Annotated in this window: 20 protein-coding genes and 1 tRNA gene; 2 read left to right on the top strand and 19 right to left on the bottom strand. The window is 59.5% G+C overall.

What is annotated here, in order from left to right; genetic code table 11:
* From FYJ74_RS00735 to ychF, 16 genes are all read right to left on the bottom strand, one after another.
* The gene (locus FYJ74_RS00735) at nt 1-888 is read right to left on the bottom strand and encodes a tyrosine recombinase XerC (RefSeq protein WP_229769269.1); all 888 of its coding nucleotides are present in this window, start codon (nt 886-888) and stop codon (nt 1-3) included.
* Nucleotides 889-1,065: 177 nt separating this feature from the next.
* Nucleotides 1,066-2,403, bottom strand: a complete 1,338-nt coding sequence (gene trmFO / locus FYJ74_RS00730) for a methylenetetrahydrofolate--tRNA-(uracil(54)-C(5))-methyltransferase (FADH(2)-oxidizing) TrmFO (protein WP_154527718.1) — start codon at nt 2,401-2,403, stop codon at nt 1,066-1,068.
* A complete protein-coding gene (gene topA / locus FYJ74_RS00725; RefSeq protein WP_154527717.1) occupies nt 2,404-4,704 on the bottom strand; it encodes a type I DNA topoisomerase in 2,301 nt (766 codons plus the stop codon).
* Between the two features lie 24 nt (nt 4,705-4,728).
* The gene (locus tag FYJ74_RS00720; RefSeq protein ID WP_154527716.1) at nt 4,729-4,998 is read right to left on the bottom strand and encodes a hypothetical protein; all 270 of its coding nucleotides are present in this window, start codon (nt 4,996-4,998) and stop codon (nt 4,729-4,731) included.
* Nucleotides 4,999-5,158: 160 nt separating this feature from the next.
* Nucleotides 5,159-7,537 carry a phosphoenolpyruvate synthase gene (gene ppsA / locus FYJ74_RS00715; RefSeq protein WP_154527715.1) on the bottom strand — a complete coding sequence of 793 codons (2,379 nt, stop codon included), beginning with the start codon at nt 7,535-7,537 and terminating at the stop codon, nt 5,159-5,161.
* 70 nt (nt 7,538-7,607) lie between these two features.
* Nucleotides 7,608-8,489, bottom strand: coding sequence for a pyruvate, water dikinase regulatory protein (locus tag FYJ74_RS00710; RefSeq protein ID WP_154527714.1), 882 nt, complete (start codon nt 8,487-8,489; stop codon nt 7,608-7,610).
* 18 nt (nt 8,490-8,507) lie between these two features.
* Nucleotides 8,508-9,575, bottom strand: a complete 1,068-nt coding sequence (gene dprA, locus FYJ74_RS00705) for a DNA-processing protein DprA (RefSeq protein WP_154527713.1) — start codon at nt 9,573-9,575, stop codon at nt 8,508-8,510.
* Complete coding sequence (locus FYJ74_RS00700) at nt 9,572-11,083, bottom strand: YifB family Mg chelatase-like AAA ATPase (protein ID WP_154527712.1); 1,512 nt, start codon at nt 11,081-11,083, stop codon at nt 9,572-9,574. Before FYJ74_RS00700 ends, dprA begins: the two co-directional genes overlap by 4 nt.
* A complete protein-coding gene (locus FYJ74_RS00695) occupies nt 11,067-11,561 on the bottom strand; it encodes a YraN family protein (RefSeq protein WP_154527711.1) in 495 nt (164 codons plus the stop codon). Before FYJ74_RS00695 ends, FYJ74_RS00700 begins: the two co-directional genes overlap by 17 nt.
* A 45-nt stretch (nt 11,562-11,606) precedes the next feature.
* A complete protein-coding gene (locus tag FYJ74_RS00690) occupies nt 11,607-12,167 on the bottom strand; it encodes a ribonuclease HII (RefSeq protein WP_326830835.1) in 561 nt (186 codons plus the stop codon).
* Nucleotides 12,164-13,030, bottom strand: coding sequence for a YlqF/YawG family GTPase (locus FYJ74_RS00685; RefSeq protein WP_154527710.1), 867 nt, complete (start codon nt 13,028-13,030; stop codon nt 12,164-12,166). Before FYJ74_RS00685 ends, FYJ74_RS00690 begins: the two co-directional genes overlap by 4 nt.
* Complete coding sequence (gene lepB, locus FYJ74_RS00680; RefSeq protein ID WP_154527709.1) at nt 13,030-13,602, bottom strand: signal peptidase I; 573 nt, start codon at nt 13,600-13,602, stop codon at nt 13,030-13,032. Before lepB ends, FYJ74_RS00685 begins: the two co-directional genes overlap by 1 nt.
* Before the next feature lie 53 nt (nt 13,603-13,655).
* Nucleotides 13,656-14,138, bottom strand: a complete 483-nt coding sequence (locus FYJ74_RS00675; RefSeq protein ID WP_154527708.1) for a type II secretion system protein — start codon at nt 14,136-14,138, stop codon at nt 13,656-13,658.
* A complete protein-coding gene (locus tag FYJ74_RS00670; RefSeq protein WP_326830834.1) occupies nt 14,135-16,000 on the bottom strand; it encodes a polysaccharide biosynthesis protein in 1,866 nt (621 codons plus the stop codon). Before FYJ74_RS00670 ends, FYJ74_RS00675 begins: the two co-directional genes overlap by 4 nt.
* A 71-nt stretch (nt 16,001-16,071) precedes the next feature.
* Nucleotides 16,072-16,506, bottom strand: coding sequence for a hypothetical protein (locus tag FYJ74_RS00665; protein WP_154527707.1), 435 nt, complete (start codon nt 16,504-16,506; stop codon nt 16,072-16,074).
* Between the two features lie 35 nt (nt 16,507-16,541).
* Nucleotides 16,542-17,633: a redox-regulated ATPase YchF gene (ychF, locus tag FYJ74_RS00660; RefSeq protein ID WP_154527706.1), complete on the bottom strand. Its 1,092-nt coding sequence runs from the start codon at nt 17,631-17,633 to the stop codon at nt 16,542-16,544.
* Between the two features lie 231 nt (nt 17,634-17,864).
* On the opposite strand from ychF, the gene FYJ74_RS00655 reads away from it, so the two are divergent.
* Both FYJ74_RS00655 and rsmA read left to right on the top strand, forming a co-directional pair.
* Nucleotides 17,865-17,942: transfer RNA gene (locus FYJ74_RS00655), tRNA-Pro, on the top strand.
* A 55-nt stretch (nt 17,943-17,997) separates the two neighbouring features.
* Complete coding sequence (gene rsmA, locus FYJ74_RS00650; RefSeq protein ID WP_154527705.1) at nt 17,998-18,807, top strand: 16S rRNA (adenine(1518)-N(6)/adenine(1519)-N(6))-dimethyltransferase RsmA; 810 nt, start codon at nt 17,998-18,000, stop codon at nt 18,805-18,807.
* A gap of 56 nt (nt 18,808-18,863) precedes the next feature.
* On the opposite strand, the gene recQ is transcribed toward rsmA, so the two are convergent.
* The 3 genes from recQ to FYJ74_RS00635 form a co-directional block, all read right to left on the bottom strand.
* On the bottom strand, nt 18,864-20,732 hold the full coding sequence (gene recQ, locus FYJ74_RS00645) for a DNA helicase RecQ (protein WP_326830833.1): 1,869 nt from the start codon (nt 20,730-20,732) through the stop codon (nt 18,864-18,866).
* Between the two features lie 90 nt (nt 20,733-20,822).
* Nucleotides 20,823-21,302, bottom strand: a complete 480-nt coding sequence (locus FYJ74_RS00640) for a CBS domain-containing protein (protein ID WP_320634391.1) — start codon at nt 21,300-21,302, stop codon at nt 20,823-20,825.
* 54 nt (nt 21,303-21,356) lie between these two features.
* Complete coding sequence (locus tag FYJ74_RS00635; protein WP_154527704.1) at nt 21,357-22,640, bottom strand: ArsB/NhaD family transporter; 1,284 nt, start codon at nt 22,638-22,640, stop codon at nt 21,357-21,359.
* Between the last annotated feature and the right edge of the window lie 51 nt (nt 22,641-22,691).

Here is a 22,691-nt window from a genome sequence, read left to right as displayed (position 1 = left end):
TCATTCCTCCTCGCCCGACCTGGGATGGGCCGCCATGTAGCTGTCTCTCAAATGACCGGGCGTGATCTTCAAATAGCGCTGCGTCGTCAGCAGGCTCTCGTGCCCCAGCAGTTCCTGGAGGACGTTCAGCGAGGCCCCGCCTTCCAGCATATGCGTGGCAAAGCTGTGGCGTACGGAGTGCGGCGTGACGTTTTCAAGTCCGGCGTTTCGCGCGGCCTGAACCACGAGCCGGTGTACCGTCCTCACCGTGATGCCGGCCCCCGCCTTTCCCGGAAAAAGAAATCCCGGTTCCCGCGGGCACACGGCTTCCCATTTTATCAGCGCTTCTTTGGCATAGCGGCCAAATGGAACGAGACGTTCCTTGTCGCCTTTGCCTCTGACCTTGAGCCAGCGTTCGTCCAGATCGACGTCCTCCCAGCGCAGAGAAACGAGTTCCGCCACGCGGACGCCGCAGCCGTACATCACTTCAAGGATCGTGCCGTTGCGCAAAGAGGGCTTTATTTTCCATGCTTCCTCGATCAGCCGCTCGATCCCGTCGCGCGACAAGGCTCGTGGCAGTCGTTCGGGGAGGCGGGGGCTGCGGACCGAGGCCGCGGGATCGGCCGCGATGAGTCCCTTTTCAAGAAGATAAAGCTCAAATGCCTTTACGGTGGAAAGTTTTCGCGCGATGGATGAGTTCGCATAGCCGAAACCGGCAAGCGAGCGCAGGAACGCGCGGATCAGCGGCGTCGTAATTTCGCTGAGAGCGATCCCTTGATTCTCGACAAAGTCGGCAAACTGCGCAAGATCGACCGCATAATTCGTCACGGTATTTTCGGAACTGGCCTTGTTGTTCCGCAGGTATTCAAGAAAAGAATCCAACTGACTGTTCATTGAAACCTCGGACATTGGCGTTTCTCCTCTATAGTTATACGAACTGTTTCACAGCGCTGCCGATTTAAATCATAACATGAATTCACGTAAAAATCACTAATTTTGGGAAATCTCCACTTTGTCCAAACATCTTAGATAACAGGACACTTCATACAAATAAAACTATTCGAAATCCTTTTTTCACTCAAGAAGTCATTTTTCGCCTGGTTCAGAAAAGAACAAGGCGTTGTTTGCCTTAAATTGTAAGAATCTCAGGCGTCCGCGGCTTAAAATTTTCTCATGGCGTTCCCTGCGGTTTTTGATTTTCTCGTCCAGAGGCGGGAAAATCCCCATATTCGCGTTCGTCGGAGCGAAGCGGGGATTGGTGGCGTCCTTCAATCTGAAAAGCAGCGCGCCGATGGCGCTCTCCGCAGGCCACTGCAGCTGAGGCAGCCCGTTCAGGAAGGAAAAAACGCCCAGCGCGGCGACAGCTCCCATCGCCGTGCTTTCCACGTAACCTTCCACGCCGGTCATCTGCCCCGCCAGAAAAAGCGAATCCATTCCCCGGGGCCGCAGGCAGCCGTCGAGGCAGCGCGGTGCGTCGACGTAAATATTGCGGTGCATGACGCCCATCCGCACGAACTCGGCATGTTCGAGTCCGGGAATCAGACGAAAAACTCTTTGCTGCTCTCCCCAGCGCAGGTTGGTCTGAAAACCGACAAGGTTGTAAAGCGTGCCTTCGGCGTTGTCCTGCCGGATCTGCACGACGGCGTAGGGACGCTTTCCCGTGCGGGGATCGTTCAGCCCGACGGGACGCAGCGGGCCGAAACGAAGCGTGTCGCGCCCGCGCGAGGCGATGACTTCGACCGGCATGCAGCCTTCGAAGTATTCCGCCTTCCCTTCGAAATCATGCAGCGGTATCCTTTCGGCCGCGATCAAAGCCTCGTAAAACGTCTGATACTGCTGTTCGTCCATCGGGCAGTTGACGTAATCGCCGCCCTCGCCGTCGGCATAGCGGTCTCTGCGGTACGCGACGGACATGTCGACTGACTCCAGCTCGATCACCGGGGCGACGGCGTCGTAAAAATAGAGATAATCCTGCCCGAACAGGGTCTGGAGCTTCGAAGCCAGCGCCGGTGACGTCAAGGGGCCGCTGGCGATGATGCAGGGTCTTGCGGGAATTTCGGTGACTTCGCGGCGGGTCAGCGTAAAAAGAGGGTTTTTCAGCAGCGCGTCGGTAATAAACCGCGAGAACCGTTCGCGGTCCACGGCGAGCGCTTTTCCCGCAGGCACCGAATGCGCATCGGCGGCTTTCATGACCAGGCTGTCGAGGGCGCGGAGCTCCTCCTTGAGAAGCCCCGCCGCGGAGTCGTCGCGGTCGGAGCCCAGCGAATTGCTGCAGACCAGTTCGCCCAGCTTGTCGGTGCGGTGAGCCGGGCTCGAGACGACTGGGCGCATCTCGAACATGTGCACGGGAATTCCGCGCCGCACAAGCTGCCAGGCCGCTTCGGAGCCGGCCAGACCGCCGCCGGCGACGACGACGGGCTGCATTTAGCTCTCTCCCTTATGGGCGCACTTCGTGCAGACGGGCGTCCTCGACCGGCCGACATATTCCATCAGGCCGCCGCAGGCCGGGCATTTTTCGGCCGCCGGCTTGTTCCAGGAAACGTAATCGCAGTCGGGATAGCGGGAACAGCCGTAGAACGTGCGCCCTTTTTTGCTTTTGCGCTGCACGACTTGTCCGCCGTGCTCGGTTCCGCATTTAGGGCAGGGCACGCCGATTTCCTTTTGAACCGGCTTGATGTAATGGCACTCGGGGAATCCCGAACAGCCGATGAATTCGCCGAAGCGTCCCTGCTTTTTCACGAGCGGCCTGCCGCACTGCGGGCAGGTCTCGCCCGTCAGCTCGGGCGGCGGAGGCGGGACCGTCGGCGCTTTTTCGGCTTCGGCGATGGCGTGGGTGAAAGGCTCCCAAAACTGCCCGATCAGTTCGACCCAGTTTTTCTTTCCCGACTCGACCTGATCGAGAGAACTTTCCATGGAAGAGGTAAAACCGACGTCGACGATCGGCGACGTCGATTTTCCGTCGAAATGCTCGAGCAGAAATTTATTCACCGACCGCCCCAATTCGCTCGGCTTCAGCCTGCGGCCTTCTTCCCGCGCGACGTAGGAACGGTCGTAAAGCGTTTCGACGATGGTCGCGTAGGTGGAAGGACGCCCGATCCCGTCGTCCTCAAGGGTCTTGATCAGTGTCGACTCGGTAAAGCGTGCCGGCGGCTTGGTCTGCTCCTTTTTGGAATCGACGTTCTGGACCCTCAGCAGCTCGCCTTCCTGCGCTTTCTCGATCATGGAATCCTTGACGTCAAGATCCCAGACGGCGCCCCAGCCGTCGAAACTGACGGCGGCGCCCTGGGCGCGCAGTCCGTATTTCCCGCACTCGCAGTCAAGCGTCGCGCTATCCACGACGGCGGGGGCCATCTGCGAGGCGACGCTGCGCCGCCAGATCATATCGTAGAGCCGGTACTGTTCTGTCGTCAGAGATCCTCTGACCGATTCGGGAGTCAGGGTGAAGTCCGTGGGGCGGATGGCTTCGTGGGCGTCCTGAGCGTTGGCGCCAGCCTGATAAACGACGGCTTTTGCCGGAAGATATTTTTTGCCCCAGCGCCCTTCGATCACTTTTCGCGCCTGATTCAGCGCTTCCGGCGCCATGCGCAGACTGTCGGTCCTCATGTAAGTGATCAGACCGACCGTGCCGTGTCCGGGAATGGCGACGCCTTCGAAGAGGCTCTGCGCGATCCCCATGGTGCGCCGCGGGGAAAAGCCCAGCCGGCTTGCGGCGATCTGTTGCATCGTGCTGGTTTTGAACGGGGCCGGCTGTTTCCGCGCGTTTTTCTTCGCCGTGAAACTCGCGACGAGCAAAGGCTTCTCCTCCAGCGTCTTTTCGATATCGCGGACTTTGGCGGGCGTGTCGATCGCCAGAGTTCTGCCGTCGGAAAGCAGGCTGCGCCCGCTCTCCCTTTCGACGTGCAGCCTGTAGGCGCGTCCGTCGTCGGCTGTCGCGTCGACAAAGACATTCCAGTAATCCTGAGGCACGAAATTTTCGATTTCCTGCTCGCGCTCGCAGAGGATCGCCAGAGCGACCGACTGCACCCGTCCGGCCGAGAGTCCGCGGCGGATCTTCTTCCAGAGGAGCGGGCTCAGCGTGTAGCCCACCAAACGGTCAAGCACGCGCCGCGCCTGCTGCGCGTCGACGCGGTCCATGTCGATCGGGGCCGGCTCCTTCACGGCGCTTTTAACGGCGTCGGCCGTGATCTCGTGAAAACGCACTCGGCAGTTCTCGGCGGGATCGACGCCGAGCAGTCCGGCGACGTGCCAGGCGATCGCCTCCCCTTCTCGGTCGGGGTCGGCGGCGAGAAGGATTCTTTTGGCCGTAGCGGCGGCGGCCTGAAGTTCTTTTTTTACGGGGGCTTTGCCCTTCACTAAAATATATTCCGGTTTGAAACCGTTTTCGATGTCGATCGCCAGGCGGCTCTTGGGCAGATCGACAATGTGGCCGACGCTGGCTTTGACAACATAGCCGGAGCCTAAAATCTTCGTCAGCGTCTTCGCTTTCGTCGGCGACTCGACGACCACCAACGTCTTGTCGCGCCGGGGCGGCACGGCCTTCTTCGCTTCTTCCGACGTTTTCCCGGCGGGCTTCGTCGTTTTTTTCCTTATCGATGCGGACTTTGCAGAAGCGCCGGCCGTCGTTTTCTTTCCGGAAGGCGCCGCGCTTCTCGTCGCCGCGGCGCCCGTTTTTCTTTTTGAGACCGTTTTTGCGGCCGTCTTCCGAGTTTTTGCTGTCGGAGCCATGATGCTCTCCTTTCGATGATGTTTTCAACTGAAGAGATGGTCTGATTCCTGTTTTTGAAGCGATACTTCCCAAAAGCCTGCCGGAGTATCGTGCTCCCCCACACTGCGGAGCACGGCGGCGACCAATTCGGCATCGCCGGGGAACTGGCGCATTCTGGAGATCGCGACAACTTCGGTGATCAGATCCTCGAACTGCTTCTGCGTAAGCCACTTCTGGGTTCGATATCGATAGATCAAAGCCTGCGCGTCCACAGTCAGACAGGACTGTTCTGCGGAACTCAAAACTCGCATCATGCAGGCACATCCTTTCTCCTCGATTTAAAAATCCGAAAAAACGCTTGATGACTGTCGGACATTTTAGCGTCCAATTTCCAGTTGTCAAATTTGTGTCTTTAAATAGAAAAAAGGAGCCGAAGGCAAAAACCTCCGGCTCCTTTTCGTTTGTCATGAAAAGCTAAAGCTCCTGTCCCATCACTTTTCTCATGCCGCCCAGGATCATTCTCTGCTCCACGCCAGCGACGAGCCGCCGCGTGTAGGCGACCGTGTCGGGATTCACGCTCATGCTGTCGATGCCCTCGCGCACCAGGAACTCGGCGAAGTCGGGATAGAGCGACGGCCCCTGGCCGCAGATCGAGCACGTGATTCCCTGTTTGTGCGCCGCATGGATCAGCGTCTTGATCGCATTTTTCACGGAAGGGTCGCGCTCGTCGAAGTAGCCCATGTTGTTGAGGATGCCGGAATCACGGTCGACGCCCATCACCAGCTGAGTCAGGTCGTTGCTGCCGATGCTGAAGCCGTCGACCAGCCGGGCGAACTCTTCCGCCTGGAAAACGACGGCCGGCACCTCGGCCATGATCCAGATCTTGAAGGATTTATTCTGGACCAGCCCTTCGGAGGCCATGATCTCTTTGACGCGGACCACTTCCCAGGTCGTGCGCACAAAGGGAAGCATGACCCAGACGTTGATCAGGCCGAACTCGTCGCGAACTTTCTTGATGGCCTTGCACTCGAGACGGAAACCCTCTTCATAGGCCGGCGAGATATAACGCGAGACGCCGCGCCAGCCGATCATGGGATTGTTCTCTTCCGGCTCCACTTCGCCGCCCTCGAGGCCGCGGAACTCGTTGGTGCGGAAATCGCTCATGCGCACGACGAGAGGCCGGGGATAAATGGCCTGGGCCACGGTCGTGATGGCCTCGCTCATGTCGTTGATCAGCACTTCTCCGCGCCCCGTGCGCAGCAGATACATGGGGTGAACGCCGACATGCGAGAAGATGAACTCGGTGCGCATCAGCCCGATGCCGTCGAACGGCAGGCGGCTGTACTTGCCGATGATCGAAGCGTCGCCCAGGTTCATGTAGATCTTCGTGCCCGTGATCGGAGCGGCTTCCGCGACGGCGGCCGCCGATTGTTTCGCAGCCGCGCCCTCGGCAACGGGCGAATGAATGTCCTGATCCGAAGAGAGGTTGACGTTGCCGCGGTAGACGACGCCGCGGGTGGCGTCGACGGTGATCTCCATCCCTTCCGCAAGGATTTCGGTGCCGTTTTTGCTGCCGACGATGCAGGGGATCCCCAGTTCGCGGGAAACGATGGCCGCGTGGCAGGTGCGTCCGCCTTCGTCGGTGACGACCGCGCAGGCTTTTTTCATCGCCGGGACCATGTCGGGATTGGTCATGCCCGTCACCAGCACGTCGCCGTCTTTGACGCGGGCGATTTCCTGAAGCGAGTCGATGCGCACCACGCGCCCGTGGGCGATTCCGGGCGAGGCCGCCAGTCCGCGCACAAGCACCGTTAAAGTTTTCTGATCCATGATCGTGTTCTCCTTTTTGGCGGGCTCCTCTTTCAGGGTCGTGATCGGACGAGCCTGAAGGATGTAAAGTTTTTTCGTGTCCCTGTCCTGTCCCCATTCGATATCCATAGGAACACCGTAATGCGCTTCGATGGCCTTGCCGGCCTCGGCCAGGCGGCGGACTTCTTCGACGCTCATGCAGCGGGAGCTGACCGCAGCCGGCCCCAGATAATCGGCGACGTTCACGGTCACGGTGCCGCCGGCCTTTTCCTTGTCGACGATCATGACCTTTTTGTCCGCGATGGTGACGTCGAGTTCGGTAAGCGTCTCCTTGTCGAGAATGAACTCGTCGGGCGAGACCGACCCCGACACGACCGCTTCGCCCAGCCCCCAGCTGGCGTTGATCATCAGCTGACCGCGTTCGTTCGTGATGGGGTTGGCGGTGAACATCACGCCGGATTTTTCGCTGGCCACCATTTTCTGCACGACGGCGCACAGCGAAACGTTGAAGTGATCGTAATTCTGTTTCTGGCGGTAATACGTCGCGCGGGCCGTCCAGAGCGAAGCCCAGCACTGTCTCACGTGATCCACGACCGACGGGGCTCCGATCACATGGAGGTAAGTGTCCTGCTGCCCGGCGAACGAGGCGTCGGGCAGGTCTTCCGCGGTAGCGGAGCTTCTGACGGCGACGTCGGGATCTTTCAGCCCCACCTTGTCCGCCAGTTTTTCGTAGGCTTCGACGATCTGCTTTTCGATCGAAGCGGGAATCGGCGCTTTCTGGATCAAACTTCGAATCGTCTCCGTCTTCTGCTGAAGCGCCGCCGTGTCTTCAAAATCCAGGTCCTTGAGAAGCTCCGAGATCTGCGTGTTCAGACTGTTCTCCTTGATAAAACGCGCATAGGTTTCGGCAATAACGCAGAATCCGGGAGGAACGGGAGCGCCGGTCGAGGTCAGCTCGCCCAGGTTGGCTCCCTTGCCGCCCACAACGGGAATGTCATCTTTGCGTATCTCTTCAAACCACTTAATTGCATTGTAGTTTTCCATCGGCGCAGCCTCCAAAAAATATAAGATGTTTATTGCGTGAAACCGGGAGTATTCGCCCGGTCAGAGCCACTCAATCCAGCAGAGCAGAGCAGCCCTGCTCGCGAAGATAGTCCAGAACGACCTGAGCCGTCTCCTCCAGAGCGCGGCCCGTCACGTCGATCGCTTTGATCTGCAGGCGCTCCATAATATGGCGCGCGTAATCGAGCTCGGCTTTGACGCGGCCCTCCTGAGCGTAAAAAGCCTTGTCGGGATCGAGACCGATGATTTGCAGCCGTTCCCGGCGAATCTTGCGCAACGCTTCGGGCTGGATGACCAGACCGATGATGCGGCCGTGCGGCAGCGTGAAAAGTTCATCCGGCGGCGCCAGTTCAGGAACGAGCGGAACATTGGCGGTGCGGATGCCTTTGTTGGCCAGATACATCGACAGAGGCGTCTTGCAGGTCCGCGAAACGCCGACGATGACCAGTTCGGCTTCCGGAAGGAGGTTGGGATTGGCGCCGTCATCGCAGGTGCTCGAAAACTCGAGGGCCTTGACGCGGCGAAAATAGGCCTCGTCGAGTTTGTGCTGCGACCCCGGAGTCCCCTTGGGAGGAATTCCCAGCCGGGCCGAGATCGTATCCAGCGTCGGGCCGATCAGATCGATGACTTTCAGCCCCATCTCCCCGGCGTAACGCATCAGGGCCTCGCGCACCGACTGCGCCACCAGAGTGCAGACGATGATCGCCTTGTTTTCCTTCGCCTGCCAGCAGATGTTGATCAGCTTGTCGATCGTGTCGACCGTGCGGAAACGGCGCAGCGCCACGACGTGCCGCGCCTCGTCGAACTGGCGCAGCGCGGCGCGCGTCACGCTTTCGGCGGTTTCGCCCGTAAAATCGGAAACGATGAAGATCTCCAGCTTCACGCCGTTCTGTTCGGCTTCAGAAGAGAAAAGTTCGTAACTGTCCGTACTCATCGGTCTTCCCTCGGCTTTCTAATGTGGAACCGCTCTCCAGCGCCCGCCCCCTGAAGTGTAAATAAGCGACTGAACCTGAAGTCCGGAAATCAAGCGCATCAATTCTACCGCAGAAATGCCGGTTCTCTTTGAGATCTGATCCAGCGTCAGGTCTCCCTGATCGGAAAGACAGTCCAGAACCCGCCGTTCATCGTCGCCGAGTTCCAGCGGAGCGAACAGGTCGAGCTGCCCGAAATGACTGACATGATCGATAAAATCCGCCACGTTGACCAGCGGCGAAGCGCCGTCGAGAATGAGGCGATTGCTGCCCTCGCAGATCCGTTCGTCGATCCGCCCCGGCACCGCCCACACGTCGCGCCCCATTTCCATGGCCAGGCGCGCCGTGATCATCGCACCGCCTTTGAGCGGCGATTCCACAACGATCAGCGCTTTCGACAGCCCCGCGATGATGCGGTTGCGGCGGGGGAAACGCCAGGCCCGTCCGCAAGTGTCCAGAGGATACTCGCTGAGCAGCGCGCCGCGGCGCAGGATGTTGCCGAAAAGCTCGTCGTGTTCGGGCGGCCAGACGACGTTCACGCCCGTCCCCAAAACGGCCACGGTCGTTCCGTCGTTTTCCAGCGCGCCGCCGTGTGCGGCGCCGTCGATACCGCGCGCGCCGCCGCTGACGACGATCATTCCCGCGCGCGACAATCCCTTGCCAATCAGTGCGGCGACTTTGAACCCGTAGGGAGTACAGCGGCGCGTTCCTACGACCGAATACGCCGATTCGAAGTTCGGTAAATTCCCTTTCGCGTAAAGTATCAGCGGCGGTTCGGCGATGTCGCGCAAGCGAGACGGATATCTTTCATTACTGTACCATGAAATTAAAAAAATACCAGCGTTTTCCGCGCGCGCGATCTCCTTTTCGTGCCAGTTTTCCCGAGCCAATTTTTTCAATTTCTCGGCGCCGCGCTGAGAAACGATTCCGCCGCGGCGCAGTTTTTCAACGATTTTTTCCGGTCCGTCGGAGAGATCCACATGCTGGAGCACGTTTGCCGAAAGTCCTTCACACCCGTTCAGCCAGACGCACAATTCCAGTTCATTCATTCCAGCACTCCCGAATCCCTGTAGGCCAGCGCTTCGGCAACCGCGCGGTCATCCACGTTCCGGTCGCCCGCAAGGTCGGCGATGGTGCGGGCGACGCGCAGGACGCGGCTCAAACCGCGCCCGGAAAGCCGCAGGCGTTCGGCCATCGCGGTCAGATATTTTCGCGCCTCGACGCTCAAGCCTATTTCGCGCCGCAGCATCTTCTCGGACAATTCCGCGTTGCACTCCGCGCCGACGCGTCCTTTGCGCTCCCATTGCCGCTTCCGGGCTTTCACGACCCGGGCGCGGATTTCCGCGCCGCTTTCTCTGGGAGTTCCGCCCAGTTCGAGCAGTTCTTGCGGCGTCAAACGCGGCACCGAGACGTAGAGATCCACTCGGTCCAGCATCGGACCGGAGAATTTTCTTCTGTAACGCTCCAGTTCCTGGCCGCTGCAGCGGCACGGCTCGATCGGATCTCCGCGCCAGCCGCAGGCGCACGGATTGGCCGCCAGCACGAGCAAAACCCGGCTCGGGTACGTGACGCTGCCCGCCGCCCGGTTCACCGTGATGAAACCGTCTTCCAGCGGCTGACGCAGCGCCTCGATCAGATCCCGGCGGAATTCCGTGAATTCGTCGAGGAACAGCACGCCGCGGTGCGCGAGGCTGACTTCGCCGGGGCGGACGTCGCTGCCGCCTCCGCAAATGGAGACGGTGCTCGCGGTATGGTGAACTTGTCGGAAAGGCCGGCGTCGGTCAACGGGCGCGGGCAAACCGACGGCGCTCCGGATCAGCAGCGTTTCGAGAAATTCGTCGTCGGACAGCGGCGGCAAAATGCCCTGCAAGGCGCGCGCCATCAGCGTCTTGCCGCTGCCCGGAGAGCCGACAAGCAAAATGTTGTGATGGCCGGCAGCCGCGATTTCGAGAGCTCTTCTCGCCGTCATCTGTCCTTTCACGTCCGCGAAATCCGGTTCGACGGCGTTCAACTCCGAAGGCGGCATGTTTTTGACGACTCGATTCAACTCTTTCTCGCGACGCAGAAAGAGCAAAAGATCTTTCAGCGTCGGCACGCGGTACGCCTCAACGCCATCGACCAGCGCCACTTCCGCGGCGTTGCCTTCGGGACAGAAAAGCGGCAGGCCCAGCGAACGCGCCAGCATCGCCGCCGGGACTGCTCCCCGGACGGAGCGCACGCGCCCGTCCAGGGCCAGTTCGCCCATATAAATCGCTGCGCCGGGCGGAGAACAATACTCTTTCTCGCAGGCCAGAGCCACCGCGATCGGCAGATCGAGCAGGCTTCCCTCCTTGGGCAGATCGGCCGGAGCGAGGTTGACGGCGATGCGGCCGTAAATGGAGATGTCCAGCTCGCGCAGCGCCGCGCGCACGCGTTCGCGCGATTCGCGCACCGCCGCGTCGGGCAGCCCCACGACCGAAAAGGAGAACATTCCCGACGTGATCTCCGATTCCACTTCCACCGGCAGCGCTTCGATGCCGCGCAGCGTGATGCCTTGTATTTCAGCAGCCACGGTCATCCGCTCCTTCCATTTCCAGATATCTGAGCCACCGCAAATGCCAGCGTTCGCGATCCACGTCGACGCCGACCAGATCCAGCCGCCATTCGCCGCGCCACCGACGGCGCAGCGTGTAGAGTTCGGCGCCGCGGACCAGGCGTTTCCATTTCAGCGGTCCGATCGAATCCTGCGCCGACATGAGCGGATTCTTGCGCCGGCAGCGCACCTCCACAAAGACGAGCACATTCTCTTCCAGAGCGATCAGATCCAGCTCGGAGAAGCGTTCTCTCACGTTGCGCTCCAAAATCTTCAGCCCTTGCGCTTGCAAAAAGCCGGCGGCCAGTTCCTCAGCCCACCGGCCGATGGCCGCCCGCTCCCTCGCCAGAAAAAAAGCCCGCTCGGCCTGCGTCAGGACACCGCTCTCGGTATCTTTCGCAGGCCGCGCAGGCTTCAGCAGCTGGCCGATCCTCTCTTTAAAATTCAACGTGAGTTGTTTCATGACAGCGCCTCTTAAATAATAAAGAAATGGGGATTCGAAAGAAGGTTACCTCCATGAAAAACTTCTTCTATGAATCGGCGTTGTCCCCAGTTCGGCGATCGCACGGCGGTGCGCCGCGGTCCCGTAGCCCTTGTGCCGGGCAAAACCGTACCCGGGATAGATGCCGTCGTAAACCGTCATCACGCGGTCGCGGAGGACTTTGGCGACGACGGAAGCCGCGGAAATTTGCGGATAGATATCGTCGCCGCCGACGACCGCCTGCTGATAGACGCTCAGGCCGGGGATCTCCTGGTTGCCGTCGACGATCACGCCGTCGACGCCGAGCGGGAGCTTTTCGACCGCACGGCGCATCGCCCACAAAGTCGCCCGCAGGATGTTCAGCCGGTCGATCCGTTCGGCCGACGCCGACGCGGCGCGCCAAACGACGTTCAGTTCGAGCATGCGCGCAAATATCTTTTCCCGCCGCAACGGCGTCATCTTTTTCGAATCGCGGAGCCCTAAACCGATCAGCTCTTCCCGCTGCGCTTCCGTCAGCACGACCGCCGCCGCGACGACGGGACCGGCCAGAGGGCCCCGCCCCGCTTCATCGACTCCAGCCAGAATCACTCGTCCTCATCTCCGTCCTCCGGCGCCTGAAGTTTTTCAGCCGCCGGCATCGTCGGACTTTCCAGCGAAAATTTGCCCAGCTTCCCCGTCGAGAACGATTCGAGAAATCGCCGTCCGGCGAGCGTATAATCGACCATCCCGCCGCTGACAAGACAGCCGAGACGGCGCCCGACCGCTTCGAGAACGGCCACCGTGTCTTCCGGATCGGCGGGGACGCCCCATTTCTCCTCGATAAAGCGCCAGAGCCCCTGCCGCTGCAGATAGTCGATCAAAGAACAGGCGACCGTGTCATAGCCTCCGATTACATCCGCCTTGGAACAGCCGAGCCAGGCCAGAGCCTTTTGTATGGCGGCGCCGGAACGCGGATCGAGGATGCCGGGCGAATCGACGACCAGGGAATCCCCGCCGCGATACCAGGAGACGCCGCGGGTGACGCCGGGAATGCCTCCGACCGGCGCGGATTTTTTGCCGATCAGCAAATTCAGCAGCGCCGATTTGCCCACGTTGGGAATCCCCACGACCGCGACCCGCAGCTCGCGATATTTTGGCTTGCAGCGCGTGAAGGCCTGCTTCAAAGGCGCGATCTGGCGCGACAGCAGATCGAACGCCCACGCCTCGCGCTTGCCGCTTTTGTAATAGCCGAGCCATTGCGCCGTGACGTCCTGATCCGCCAGATCCCGTTTGGTCATGACGATCCAGACGGGCTTGCGCCGCGCAAATTTTCTCGTCAGCGGCGACGCCGTCAGCTCGGGAGCGCGCGCGTCGCGGACCTCGACGATCACGTCGAGCTTGTCGAGAAGTTCTTCCAGCTGCCGGGTCCCCTTGGCCATGTGGCCGGGGAACCATGCCGTTCTGCCCGCCATTATTTTACCAGTCCGATCCTGTTCAGCGGCCAGTAGCGCAGGATCACGGGGCCGCGGATATTCTGTTCGGGCACGTAGCCCCAATAACGACTGTCGGCCGAGTTGGGGCGGTTATCGCCGAGCGCGATGTACGATTTTTCGGGCACGACGACCGGCGCGTGATTGTACGTGTCGCGGAACGTCACGTAGGGCTCGTCGACTTTTTGGTCGTTGATCCAGACAACGCCGTTTCGCACCTCGAATTTATCGCCGGGCAGGGCGATCAGGCGCTTCACGTAATCGACGCCGGGATCTTTGGGATACTTGAAGACAAAGATGTCCCCACGGCGCGGAGAACGAAGCAAATATTCAAATTTGCAGACCAGAACGCGATCTCCCTCAAGCAGCGTGGGAAGCATCGAACCGCTGGGGATCCAGAACGCCTGAATAACGAACGTCTTCAGCAGAAGAGCCAGCACGACCGCCCAGATCACGGTTTCCAAAGTCTCGCGAAGCCACGCCGCGGGAATCATCTTTTCCCAAAGCCTGACAGCGGGAGCGATCAAATTCTCCCACCATTCCCTGATCACCATGCCATTCCCTCCAGACAGGAAAACTTTTTCAATAATAACAAAATATCGGATATTTACTGCGAACTCGTGCGACGGAGCAACCCTCGCAAGGACAGCGTCAGGGCCTCCCCGGTATTTCGCCCGCTTGCTTCGCACGCTGTGATTACGAACGCCGGCGTGACTGTATGAGTCTGCCAACGATACGTGAAATTGCGGCAAGTTCCATTTAGACGCCAGCGAACTTTTGTATTGGCGCTGAACTTCTCTCCTGCCGCGCTGCCCGAATGTCTGCCAAGCCAGCGCAGCGTCATGAAATGCGGCGCAGACAAATTCGAGGGCATATAAACGCTCAGATAAAAACTGCACCGCCAGCGATCCGCCCGAACTATGGCCGAATCAAGCCACTGCCTCAGATTGTCCATATCCCTTTTGGCCAGCTCCTGAACGGATTCGGTGCGCAGCGTATTGAAAAGTCCCGCCGAAAGCGTGAGGACGACCGCCATGCCGATCAGGACTTCCGTCAGAGAAAAAGCTTTCCGCCGCCGTCCCCGCGTCATTTTTCCCCAGCCGCTTCGCCCGAACTTCTATATTCCGGGACGACCTTCGCAAGAGACGACACGATTTCAGGCTCCTCAAGAAGCGTTTTGATTTTGCCAAGCATTCCTTTGACTTCGGCGTATCCTTCTTCAGAGATTCTCGCGCAGAAAATTTTCGGGTGCGAGGTCGCTTCCACGTGTTTCTCATCGTAAAAAAGTTCTTCAAAGAGTTTCTCGCCTGGACGAATGCCGGTGTACGCGATCCTGACATCGCGGTCCGGATCGTACCCGTTCAGACGGATCAGCGTCCGGGCGACCTCGGCGATATTGACGGGCTTTCCCATGTCCAGAAGGTAAATCCTTCCCGGCAAACCGATGGCCGCCGTCTGCAGTACCAGACCGGCAGCCTCGGAGATGAGCATAAAATACCGACTCATCTGGGGGTGAGTCACCGTTACGGGGCCGCCCGCCGCGATCTGGCGCTCGAACTTGGGAACAACGCTGCCGCGGCTGCCGAGGACATTACCAAATCGCACTGCCACGTAGGCGGTCTGTGGGGAGTCCTGCTGCAATTCCGTCAGAGCCATTTCGGCAATTCGCTTGCTGGCCCCCATGACGCTGCTCGGATTGACCGCCTTGTCCGTGGAAATCATCACAAAACGACGTGCATTATATTTGCCGGCCATTCTGCCGAGAGTCCATGTGCCAAGAGCGTTGGTACGGATCGCCTCGCGGACGTTGCATTCCATCAGCGGCACGTGCTTGTGAGCCGCCGCGTGAAAAACGATGTCGGGGCGCCACCGGGAAAAAACTTCTTCCACCGCTCTTTCATCAGCGACATCGGCAATTATCGGCACAAGTTTGACGCGGCATGCTCTTTCCCGCAATTCCTCCAGCAGAGTGTAAATCGAGTGCTCGCCGTGACCAAGCACAACCAGCGTCTCAGGCGCGTAAGGCAGAATCTGGCGGACGATTTCGCTGCCGATCGATCCTCCCGCGCCGGAAATCAGGACGACACGACCGCGAAGAAGCTGGCCGATCTGCTGCGTGTCAAGCACGACGGGCTCCCTGGACAACAAATCCTCGAGGCGGACCTTGCGCAATTTGTTCAGAGTCACCGTGCCGTCCGCGAGTTCCTGCAGCGAGGGCAGAATGCGGACGGAAATCTTCAAGGACAGAAGTTCGTTCAGGAGATCGCGGACTCTGACGGCCGGGGCGGAAGGCAACGCCACCAGAACGTCGCTGATCCGCTCGGCCCCGACAATGCCGATCAGATCGCCGAGCGCCCCGAGAACGGGAATGCCGGCGACTGTCTTTTTCGATTTGGCCGGATCGTCATCGAGAAAGCCGATGACGTTGAAGTCAGAATCATGCCGTTTCAGGTCGCGAGCCAAAAGCGCGCCCGCTTCCCCGGCGCCGACGATCAGCGTTTTCCTGAGCGGACGTCCGTTGTGTTCTTTCAAAGTCAACCGCCATGAGAGGCGCAACAGCGTCAGGAAGGCAAAACCGCAGAGGACCAGCATTCCCATAACGCTCAGCGGCACCACGAACGGAACGTCGATCCCAATATACAGCCCGATCAGCACGACACAGGCCAGCACATAGGCTTTCAACAGAATCAGAAGCTCTTCGATGCTCGTCTGCAGCCAGTAGATCCGATAGACCCCGCCGGCATAAAACGAAAGCATGACGGCGGCGACGTAAAGCGGCCCCGCCGCAAAGATTCCATAAGTCGCCGCGTGCTCCAGAAAGATCGAGAATCTCAAGGCATAGCTTATATAGACCGCCAGGCTCAACAGAAGCGCATCGATCAGGGCCACGCAGCCGTTTTGGGTGCCCAGGCTGCGCCACGCCCTGACGATCTGAAGGCTCCGATTCTCCACTTCCGTCTCCCCTCCTGAACCGCCTGTTTTTAACGGTTTCTCTCCAAACGCCGGTTCTCGGCCCCATCTTGTTAAGGAATAATAAGTCCGCTGCCCGACTTTTTGCCGCTCATACGATCAAGCCGCTGCAAATCGGCGGCAGAGGCCACGTCAAGACGAGGTTTCTTCTCCTCTTCCTCGATCATCGCCTTCACCTTCGCCTCGTAATCCTTCATGTTCTTCCGAATGGCCTCGGCATCGTTCTTGATCCAGACGATCATGTTGTCCGCGATCGATCTGAGCGCTTCATCGTCAGGCATCTCTTTGATGGCGCCAAGGTCGAGGAGCAGTTTATGCTCCTCCTTCACCGACTGAACAAGGTCTTCGTCCGTCAAAAAACCTTTTTTATAAAGAGCGCGCGCCAGGATGTTGAACTTGCTCTTCATGTTTTCGTTGGCCACCGTCATGGCGTCCACGCGCGAGAGAAGCATGGACAGCACTTCGTCAAGACTGATCTGCATCGCCATTTTTACCACATACCTTTCATGAAATTTATGCGTGTTTAAACGTTAAAACGGAATTCCACCACGTCGCCATCCTGCATGACATACTCTTTTCCTTCAAGACGGAGCAGCCCCTTCGCCTTCGCTTCGGCGATCGAGCCGCAGGCGATCAGATCGTCATAACCGACGATCTGGGCGCGAATAAAACCGCGCTCGAAATCGCTGTGAATCGTGCCGGCCGCCTGCGGAGCCAAAGTTCCTCCGCGAATCGGCCAGGCGCGCGACTCCTTTTCTCCCGCCGTCAAGAACGAAATCAGCCCAAGCAGACGGTAGCCCGCGGAAATCAGACGATCCAGCCCGGCCTCCTTCAGCCCGAGCGCCTGAAGATATTCCGCTTTTTCCGCCGCATCGAGTTCGGCGATCTCGGCTTCGATCTGAGCGCATATCGTCACGAACTCCGCCCCTTCGGCCTTCGCATGGTCGCAGACCACCTGAGCGTACTCGCTCAGCGCCGTCGTACCGATTTCGTCCTCGGCGATATTGGCCACATAGAGCATCGGCTTGTCGGACAGGAGATTCAGACCGCGAAGATACTGCTTTTCTTCATTGTTCAACTCAAGAGTGCGCACCAGTTTGCCGGCTTCGAGCGTTTCCTTTGTCCGACGCAGCAGTTCGAGGTTGGGAGCCAGTTTTTTGTCGGCTTTCGCCAGTTTCTCCAGCCTGGCAAGGTTCCGTTCCACCATTTCCAGGTCGGAAAGGATCAGCTCCAGTTCAATGGTCTCGATGTCGCGGGCCGGATTCACGGAACCGTCCACGTGAACGATGTTGGGGTTCTCGAAGCAGCGCACCACCTGAACGATGGCGCTGGCCTCGCGGATATTGGCGAGAAATTTGTTCCCCAAGCCTTCTCCTTTGCTGGCGCCGCGCACAAGACCGGCAATGTCGTAAAATTCGACGACGGCAGGCGTGATCTTGACCGAATGAAACATATCGGAGAGGACTTTGAGGCGCGGATCGGGCACTTCCACCACGCCGACGTTGGGTTCGATCGTGCAGAAAGGATAGTTCGAGGCGTCCGCCCCGGCGGCTGTGATGGCATTGAAAAGCGTGCTCTTGCCCACGTTCGGCAGACCTACAATACCTAATTTCAACGACGATCCCTCATTTCAGATTTGAGAAGATGAACAGGCAGACCGCAAAAAATCGTGCGCAAAAGATTTCCCGGAGTACGGCGCAGAGTTTCCCCGTCTCACATGCACTGAACATTTTACATCGGATTCTTATTATTTTCACTGCTGAAAATCGCATTCCGCAAATCGCAACTTTTTAAATTGACGCTTGACACTTCTTCACCGCGGGGCTATAATGCCCAATGTCTCGAACGGGACGTAGCGCAGCCTGGCTAGCGTACCTGAATGGGGTTCAGGTGGTCGGAGGTTCGAATCCTCTCGTCCCGACCAGAAATTTCCGGCGGATGCCTTCGGCATCCGCTTTTTTCATAATCCGGGATCGGTCATGACACACACTTTCAACAACAAAATCAGCCTCGGGCAGAATTTTCTCAACAATCCCGAAGTCACGCGCCGCTGCCTGAAAGAGGCCCGGCTCAATTCCGCGGACGTCGTCCTCGAAGTTGGGCCGGGACAGGGCGCGCTCACACGGGGGCTTTTGCAAAGCCCCTGCCGCTTCGTGCACGCCGTGGAGATCGACCGGCGGCTCGCGCCGTGGCTGGAACCGCTCCAGGCCGGGCAGCCCGGCCGTTTCAAAATTTTCTGGGGCGACGCGCTCGTCGCCGATTTACGACGGCTTCTCCCGCCTCCCAACAAGGTTCTGGCCAACATTCCCTACAACATCACGACCGACCTGATCTGGAAAATCCTCGTCGAACTGGGGCCGCGCCGTCTGGAGCGGCTGATCCTTCTGGTTCAAAAAGAAGCCGCCGACCGACTGAACGCGCCTCCGGCGACGAAGGAGCGCTCGCCGCTCGGGATCACGCTGGAACAGATGGGTGCCGTCAGAACGCTCATGAAAGTCTCCCCCGGCTCCTTCAATCCGCCGCCCAAAGTCTGGTCCGCGCTCATCTCAATCGATCTTACAAAAAACTTCGGCCTCGCCGCTTCCCCTTTGTGGCGGCGGCTCTTGGCCGCGGCCTTTGCCCAGCGGCGCAAAAAGCTCGTCAACAACCTCGCCGCCGCCGGCTGCGGCAAGGAACGGAGCGCCGCGATTTTCGCGGCGGCGGGGATCGGCCTCGCGGCCAGAGCCGAAGAGCTGACCGCGCCCCAATGGCGCGCCCTTTTCCAGGAACTTGCGGCGGCCGAAAATTGAAGCCCGCACATACGGCAGGACGCGCGATGATCCCGGATCATCGCGCGTTCTGTTCGTTATCGGTTCCTTATTTTTCCCGCGGACGGCCGCCGTTCGCTCAGCCAGTCCGCGATAGCGGCGACGAAGCGTTCGCCGTACTCCGCGGCTTTGCGCTCGCCGACGCCGGAAATTTCGAGGAACTCGTCGATGTTCCGCGGCATTTTTTCGCTCATGTCGGTCAGCGCGGCGTTCGTGAACACCATAAAGGCGGGCACGCCTTTGGCGCGGGCGATCTCGAAGCGCAGCGCCTTGAGCCGCTCGTAAAGTTCCGGCCGAGAACCGGACGTCATTTGCGCCTGCATGCGCTTCTTCTTTTCGCCGCGGACGGTCCGGCTCTCGATCTGCGGCAGCGGCGCCGTGATATTCTTGCGGTCGCGAAGCACTTCCGCGGCTCTTTCGCCCAAAATCAGCCGCGGATACTGGCCCCCGGAACTGGCCAGGTATTTCTCCTGCGTCAAATAGAAGATGGTGTCGCGCAGGCGCTGCTCGGAAACGTCCGCCATGATGCCGTATGTCGTCAGCCCGTCGAGTCCGTTCTCGCGCAGTTTGGCCGCCTTGCTGCCGCGCAGCACATCCATGATGACTTTGACGCCCCAGGCTTCATGGGCGCGCTTCACGCAGGAGAGGATCTTCTGCGCGTCGATCGTGACGTCGACCTGTTCGAGGACTCTCTGGCAGTTGCCGCAGTTGTCGCAGCGGGCCGGCGGCTCTTCGCCGAAATACTTCAAAATATAGGCGCGCAGGCAGCCGGAAGTGAAGCAGTAATCGATCATGCCTTTCAGGCGGAGCCGCGCCAATTCCTGCAGCTCGTTCAGGTTTCCAGCGGCCGTCTCGGAATTTTCACCCATGCGTTCGATGAAAAAAAGCTGCGTGCGCACATCCTGCGCGCCGTAGAGCAGGATGCACCAGGCCGGTTCGCCGTCGCGTCCGGCCCGTCCGGCTTCCTGATAGTAGCTTTCCATATCGCCGGGCATATTGTAGTGGACGACGTAGGAAACGTTCGACTTGTCGATGCCCATGCCGAAGGCGTTCGTCGCCACCATGACGCCGACGCGGTCGTTGACGAAGTCGTCCTGGCTGCGCGAACGCTCGGCGTCGTCGAGCCCGGCGTGGTAGCGCGCGGCGGGAACGTTTCGGTCCCGAAGCATCTCGCATATTTCGTCCACGTTTTTCCGCGTGGCGCAATACACGATGCCGCTGCGCCCGGAAAAGTCCTTGACGATGCGCAGCAGCTCCGCCCGGCGGTCGGTCGGACGGCGCACTTCGTAAAAGAGGTTCTTCCGGTCGAATCCCGTCACCACTTTGTACGGACGGTCCAGCCCCAGCAGATCGACGACGTCTTTCCTGACTTCCGCCGTCGCCGTGGCCGTAAAGGCGCCGAGCACCGGCCGCTTCGGCAGTCCGGAGACAAACGTCCTTACGTCCAGATAACTGGGGCGGAAGTCCTGCCCCCATTTGGAAACGCAGTGCGCCTCGTCGACCGTCACGTAATCGATCGGCGCGTTCTGCGCGAACTGCAAAAAGCCGCCCGTCAACAGACGCTCGGGGGCAACGTAGATGATCTTGTACTGCCCGCCGCAAGCCCGGTCAAGGACGACGCGGATCTGCGCCGGAGTCAGCGAACTGTTGATATAGGCCGCTTTCACGCCCATCTGCACAAGGGACATGACCTGGTCTTTCATCAGCGACACCAGCGGCGAAACGACCAGCGACACGCCGCGCCCCAAAAGCGCCGGGATCTGATAACAGATGGACTTTCCCGCGCCGGTCGGCATCACGGCGAAAGTGTCCCGCCCGCCGAGCAGCGCGTCGATCGTTTTTTCCTGGCCGGGGCGGAAGGAAGAGTAGCCAAAATATTGCTTCAAGATTTTCAGTTTTTCATCCACCGTTTTTCCGCCTCCGTTTCAAATGATCTTCCCGCCTATTCTACACCAGATACGAAAAGGGAGGCCCGCTGCCGGCCTCCCTTTTCGTATTCAGTGCTGATCGTCCAAAACTTCCGCGTCGCTTCCGGGTTTCGCCGCGCGCATCATCCTCTTGATCAGGTAGGCGCGGCTGATATAGCCTTCCATCACGCCGTCCTTGAGGACGGGAGCGACTTTGATGTGCCGGCGGATCATTTCCGCCGCGACGACGAAATCCGTATCGTCCACATCGAAGGCAACGCAGCCTCGGTGCATGATGTCCTTCACCGTCTTGGCGCCGACCGCGGCCAGACGCACGGAGAACTGCCCGTAATCGGGAAGGAACGCCGAAGAGGGCAGCTTGGAAACATAATCCGGCAGCGCGGATTTGATGATGTCCTCTTCGCTGACAAAACCGAGGACATGGCAGTCCTCGTCGAGCACCGGGAGCCCCGTCATGTGATGCCGCAAAAGCGTCTCGATCGCTTCCGCCACGGTGTTTTCCTCGTGCAGCGCTGTAAGGTCGCGGTCCATCAACTCGCCGATTTTCACAATACTCAGCCCCTTTAACGATCGATTTCGAATGGTGTTCCCCGCACCATGATTCTACGACAATTTACAGATCACATACACCGCTGCGGAAGAAATAACCAGAGAGATCAGCACGACCCGCAGCCCGATCCTCATGAAATACCCAAAGGAAATGCCGACGTTGTTCTTCACGGCCAGGTCGGCCATCACAGCGTTGGCCGCCGCGCCCAGATAGCTGCCGCTGCCTCCGAGACAGGCGCCCAAAGCCAGCGCCCAGTACAGCGGCGTCGCCGGCATGCCGGTCGCCGAAGCGATTTCCGCGACGACATAGACGAAGATCGCCGCGAAAGCCGCGCTGTTGATGAAGACGCAGGCAATGCCCGAAACCCAAAGAATCCCCAAGGCCATCGCCAGCGGCGATCCGGAAAACAGCGTCGCGATGCCGTGCGCCATGGCGGTGATCACGCCGGTGGCGCGCAGCCCGCCCCCCATGACGAAAAGCGAGACGAAGTAAATGATCGTCGTCCAGCCCACTTCGTCGCGGATGATCGTCGCGTCGTCGACGCCGGTGATGATCAGAAGCACGGCCGCGGCCGTCAGAGCGGAAACCGAGGGCTCGACGTCGATTTGCTTCTGCAGCACAAACGCGACGAGCACAAAGAAGATGACGAGCAGCGCTTTGGCCATCAGCCGCCGGTCAGTGATCAGCTTCGACTCGTCAACCTGGTTCAGGCGGGCCGTCGCCTCGGCGTTCACGGCGCTCAGCTCGGCACGGTAGCAGCGCTCCAGGTACAGCGTGACGCTCCCCCAGACAATCAAGGCGACAGGCGTCATCACTCTGATGAAATCATTGAACGAAAGTCCGGCGATGGAACCGATGATCATGTTGGGCGGATCGCCGATCAGCGTTCCCGTGCCGCCAATGGTCGAGGCGAAGCTCTCCATCATCAGAAACGGAAGCGGCTTGAGGCCGATCAGGTCGCAGAGCGACAAAACAACCGGCGTCACAAGCAGAATCGTCGTGACGTTGTCGAGAAACGCCGAAAGGATCACCGTGATAAACGAGATCGACCAGAGGATTAAACTGCCCCGGCCGCCGGTCACCTTCACGGCCTTGACGGCGATATACTGGAACACGCCGCACTTCGACAGAATCCCCACGACGATCATCATGCCCACGAGCAGACCGACCGTGTTGTGGTCGATCGCCGCGACGATTTGATCGCCGGAAAGAAGACCGCTCAACGCCATCACCGAGGCGCCCAGCAGCGTGGCGGTCGTCGATTTCACCTTGCCGCTGGCGATCGCGACGATGACGCCGACAAAGATGGATAACGCCGCCCAAGCTCTGATGTCCATGTTATGCCTCCTGAGCAAAATGATATCGCGAAGCGTTTTCTTCGCCTGTCC

This window comes from Pyramidobacter porci (genome assembly GCF_009695745.1).
In the GTDB taxonomy this organism is placed as follows: domain Bacteria; phylum Synergistota; class Synergistia; order Synergistales; family Dethiosulfovibrionaceae; genus Pyramidobacter; species Pyramidobacter porci.
Note: the sequence above shows the minus strand (reverse complement) of the source record. Positions and strands in the feature narration are given on the sequence as shown.

What these genes read in the sequence shown, in the direction of transcription:
- FYJ74_RS00685 (WP_154527710.1), bottom strand. Translation starts at nt 13,030, where the DNA reads ATGGCGGGCAGAACGGCATGGTTCCCCGGCCACATGGCCAAGGGGACC.
- FYJ74_RS00710 (WP_154527714.1), bottom strand. Translation starts at nt 8,489, where the DNA reads ATGAGTACGGACAGTTACGAACTTTTCTCTTCTGAAGCCGAACAGAAC.
- lepB (WP_154527709.1), bottom strand. Translation starts at nt 13,602, where the DNA reads ATGGTGATCAGGGAATGGTGGGAGAATTTGATCGCTCCCGCTGTCAGG.
- dprA (WP_154527713.1), bottom strand. Translation starts at nt 9,575, where the DNA reads ATGAATGAACTGGAATTGTGCGTCTGGCTGAACGGGTGTGAAGGACTT.
- trmFO (WP_154527718.1), bottom strand. Translation starts at nt 2,403, where the DNA reads ATGCAGCCCGTCGTCGTCGCCGGCGGCGGTCTGGCCGGCTCCGAAGCG.
- FYJ74_RS00720 (WP_154527716.1), bottom strand. Translation starts at nt 4,998, where the DNA reads ATGATGCGAGTTTTGAGTTCCGCAGAACAGTCCTGTCTGACTGTGGAC.
- FYJ74_RS00675 (WP_154527708.1), bottom strand. Translation starts at nt 14,138, where the DNA reads ATGACGCGGGGACGGCGGCGGAAAGCTTTTTCTCTGACGGAAGTCCTG.
- FYJ74_RS00700 (WP_154527712.1), bottom strand. Translation starts at nt 11,083, where the DNA reads ATGACCGTGGCTGCTGAAATACAAGGCATCACGCTGCGCGGCATCGAA.
- topA (WP_154527717.1), bottom strand. Translation starts at nt 4,704, where the DNA reads ATGGCTCCGACAGCAAAAACTCGGAAGACGGCCGCAAAAACGGTCTCA.
- FYJ74_RS00735 (WP_229769269.1), bottom strand. Translation starts at nt 888, where the DNA reads ATGTCCGAGGTTTCAATGAACAGTCAGTTGGATTCTTTTCTTGAATAC.
- rsmA (WP_154527705.1), top strand. Translation starts at nt 17,998, where the DNA reads ATGACACACACTTTCAACAACAAAATCAGCCTCGGGCAGAATTTTCTC.
- FYJ74_RS00695 (WP_154527711.1), bottom strand. Translation starts at nt 11,561, where the DNA reads ATGAAACAACTCACGTTGAATTTTAAAGAGAGGATCGGCCAGCTGCTG.
- ppsA (WP_154527715.1), bottom strand. Translation starts at nt 7,537, where the DNA reads ATGGAAAACTACAATGCAATTAAGTGGTTTGAAGAGATACGCAAAGAT.
- FYJ74_RS00635 (WP_154527704.1), bottom strand. Translation starts at nt 22,640, where the DNA reads ATGGACATCAGAGCTTGGGCGGCGTTATCCATCTTTGTCGGCGTCATC.
- FYJ74_RS00665 (WP_154527707.1), bottom strand. Translation starts at nt 16,506, where the DNA reads ATGGCGATGCAGATCAGTCTTGACGAAGTGCTGTCCATGCTTCTCTCG.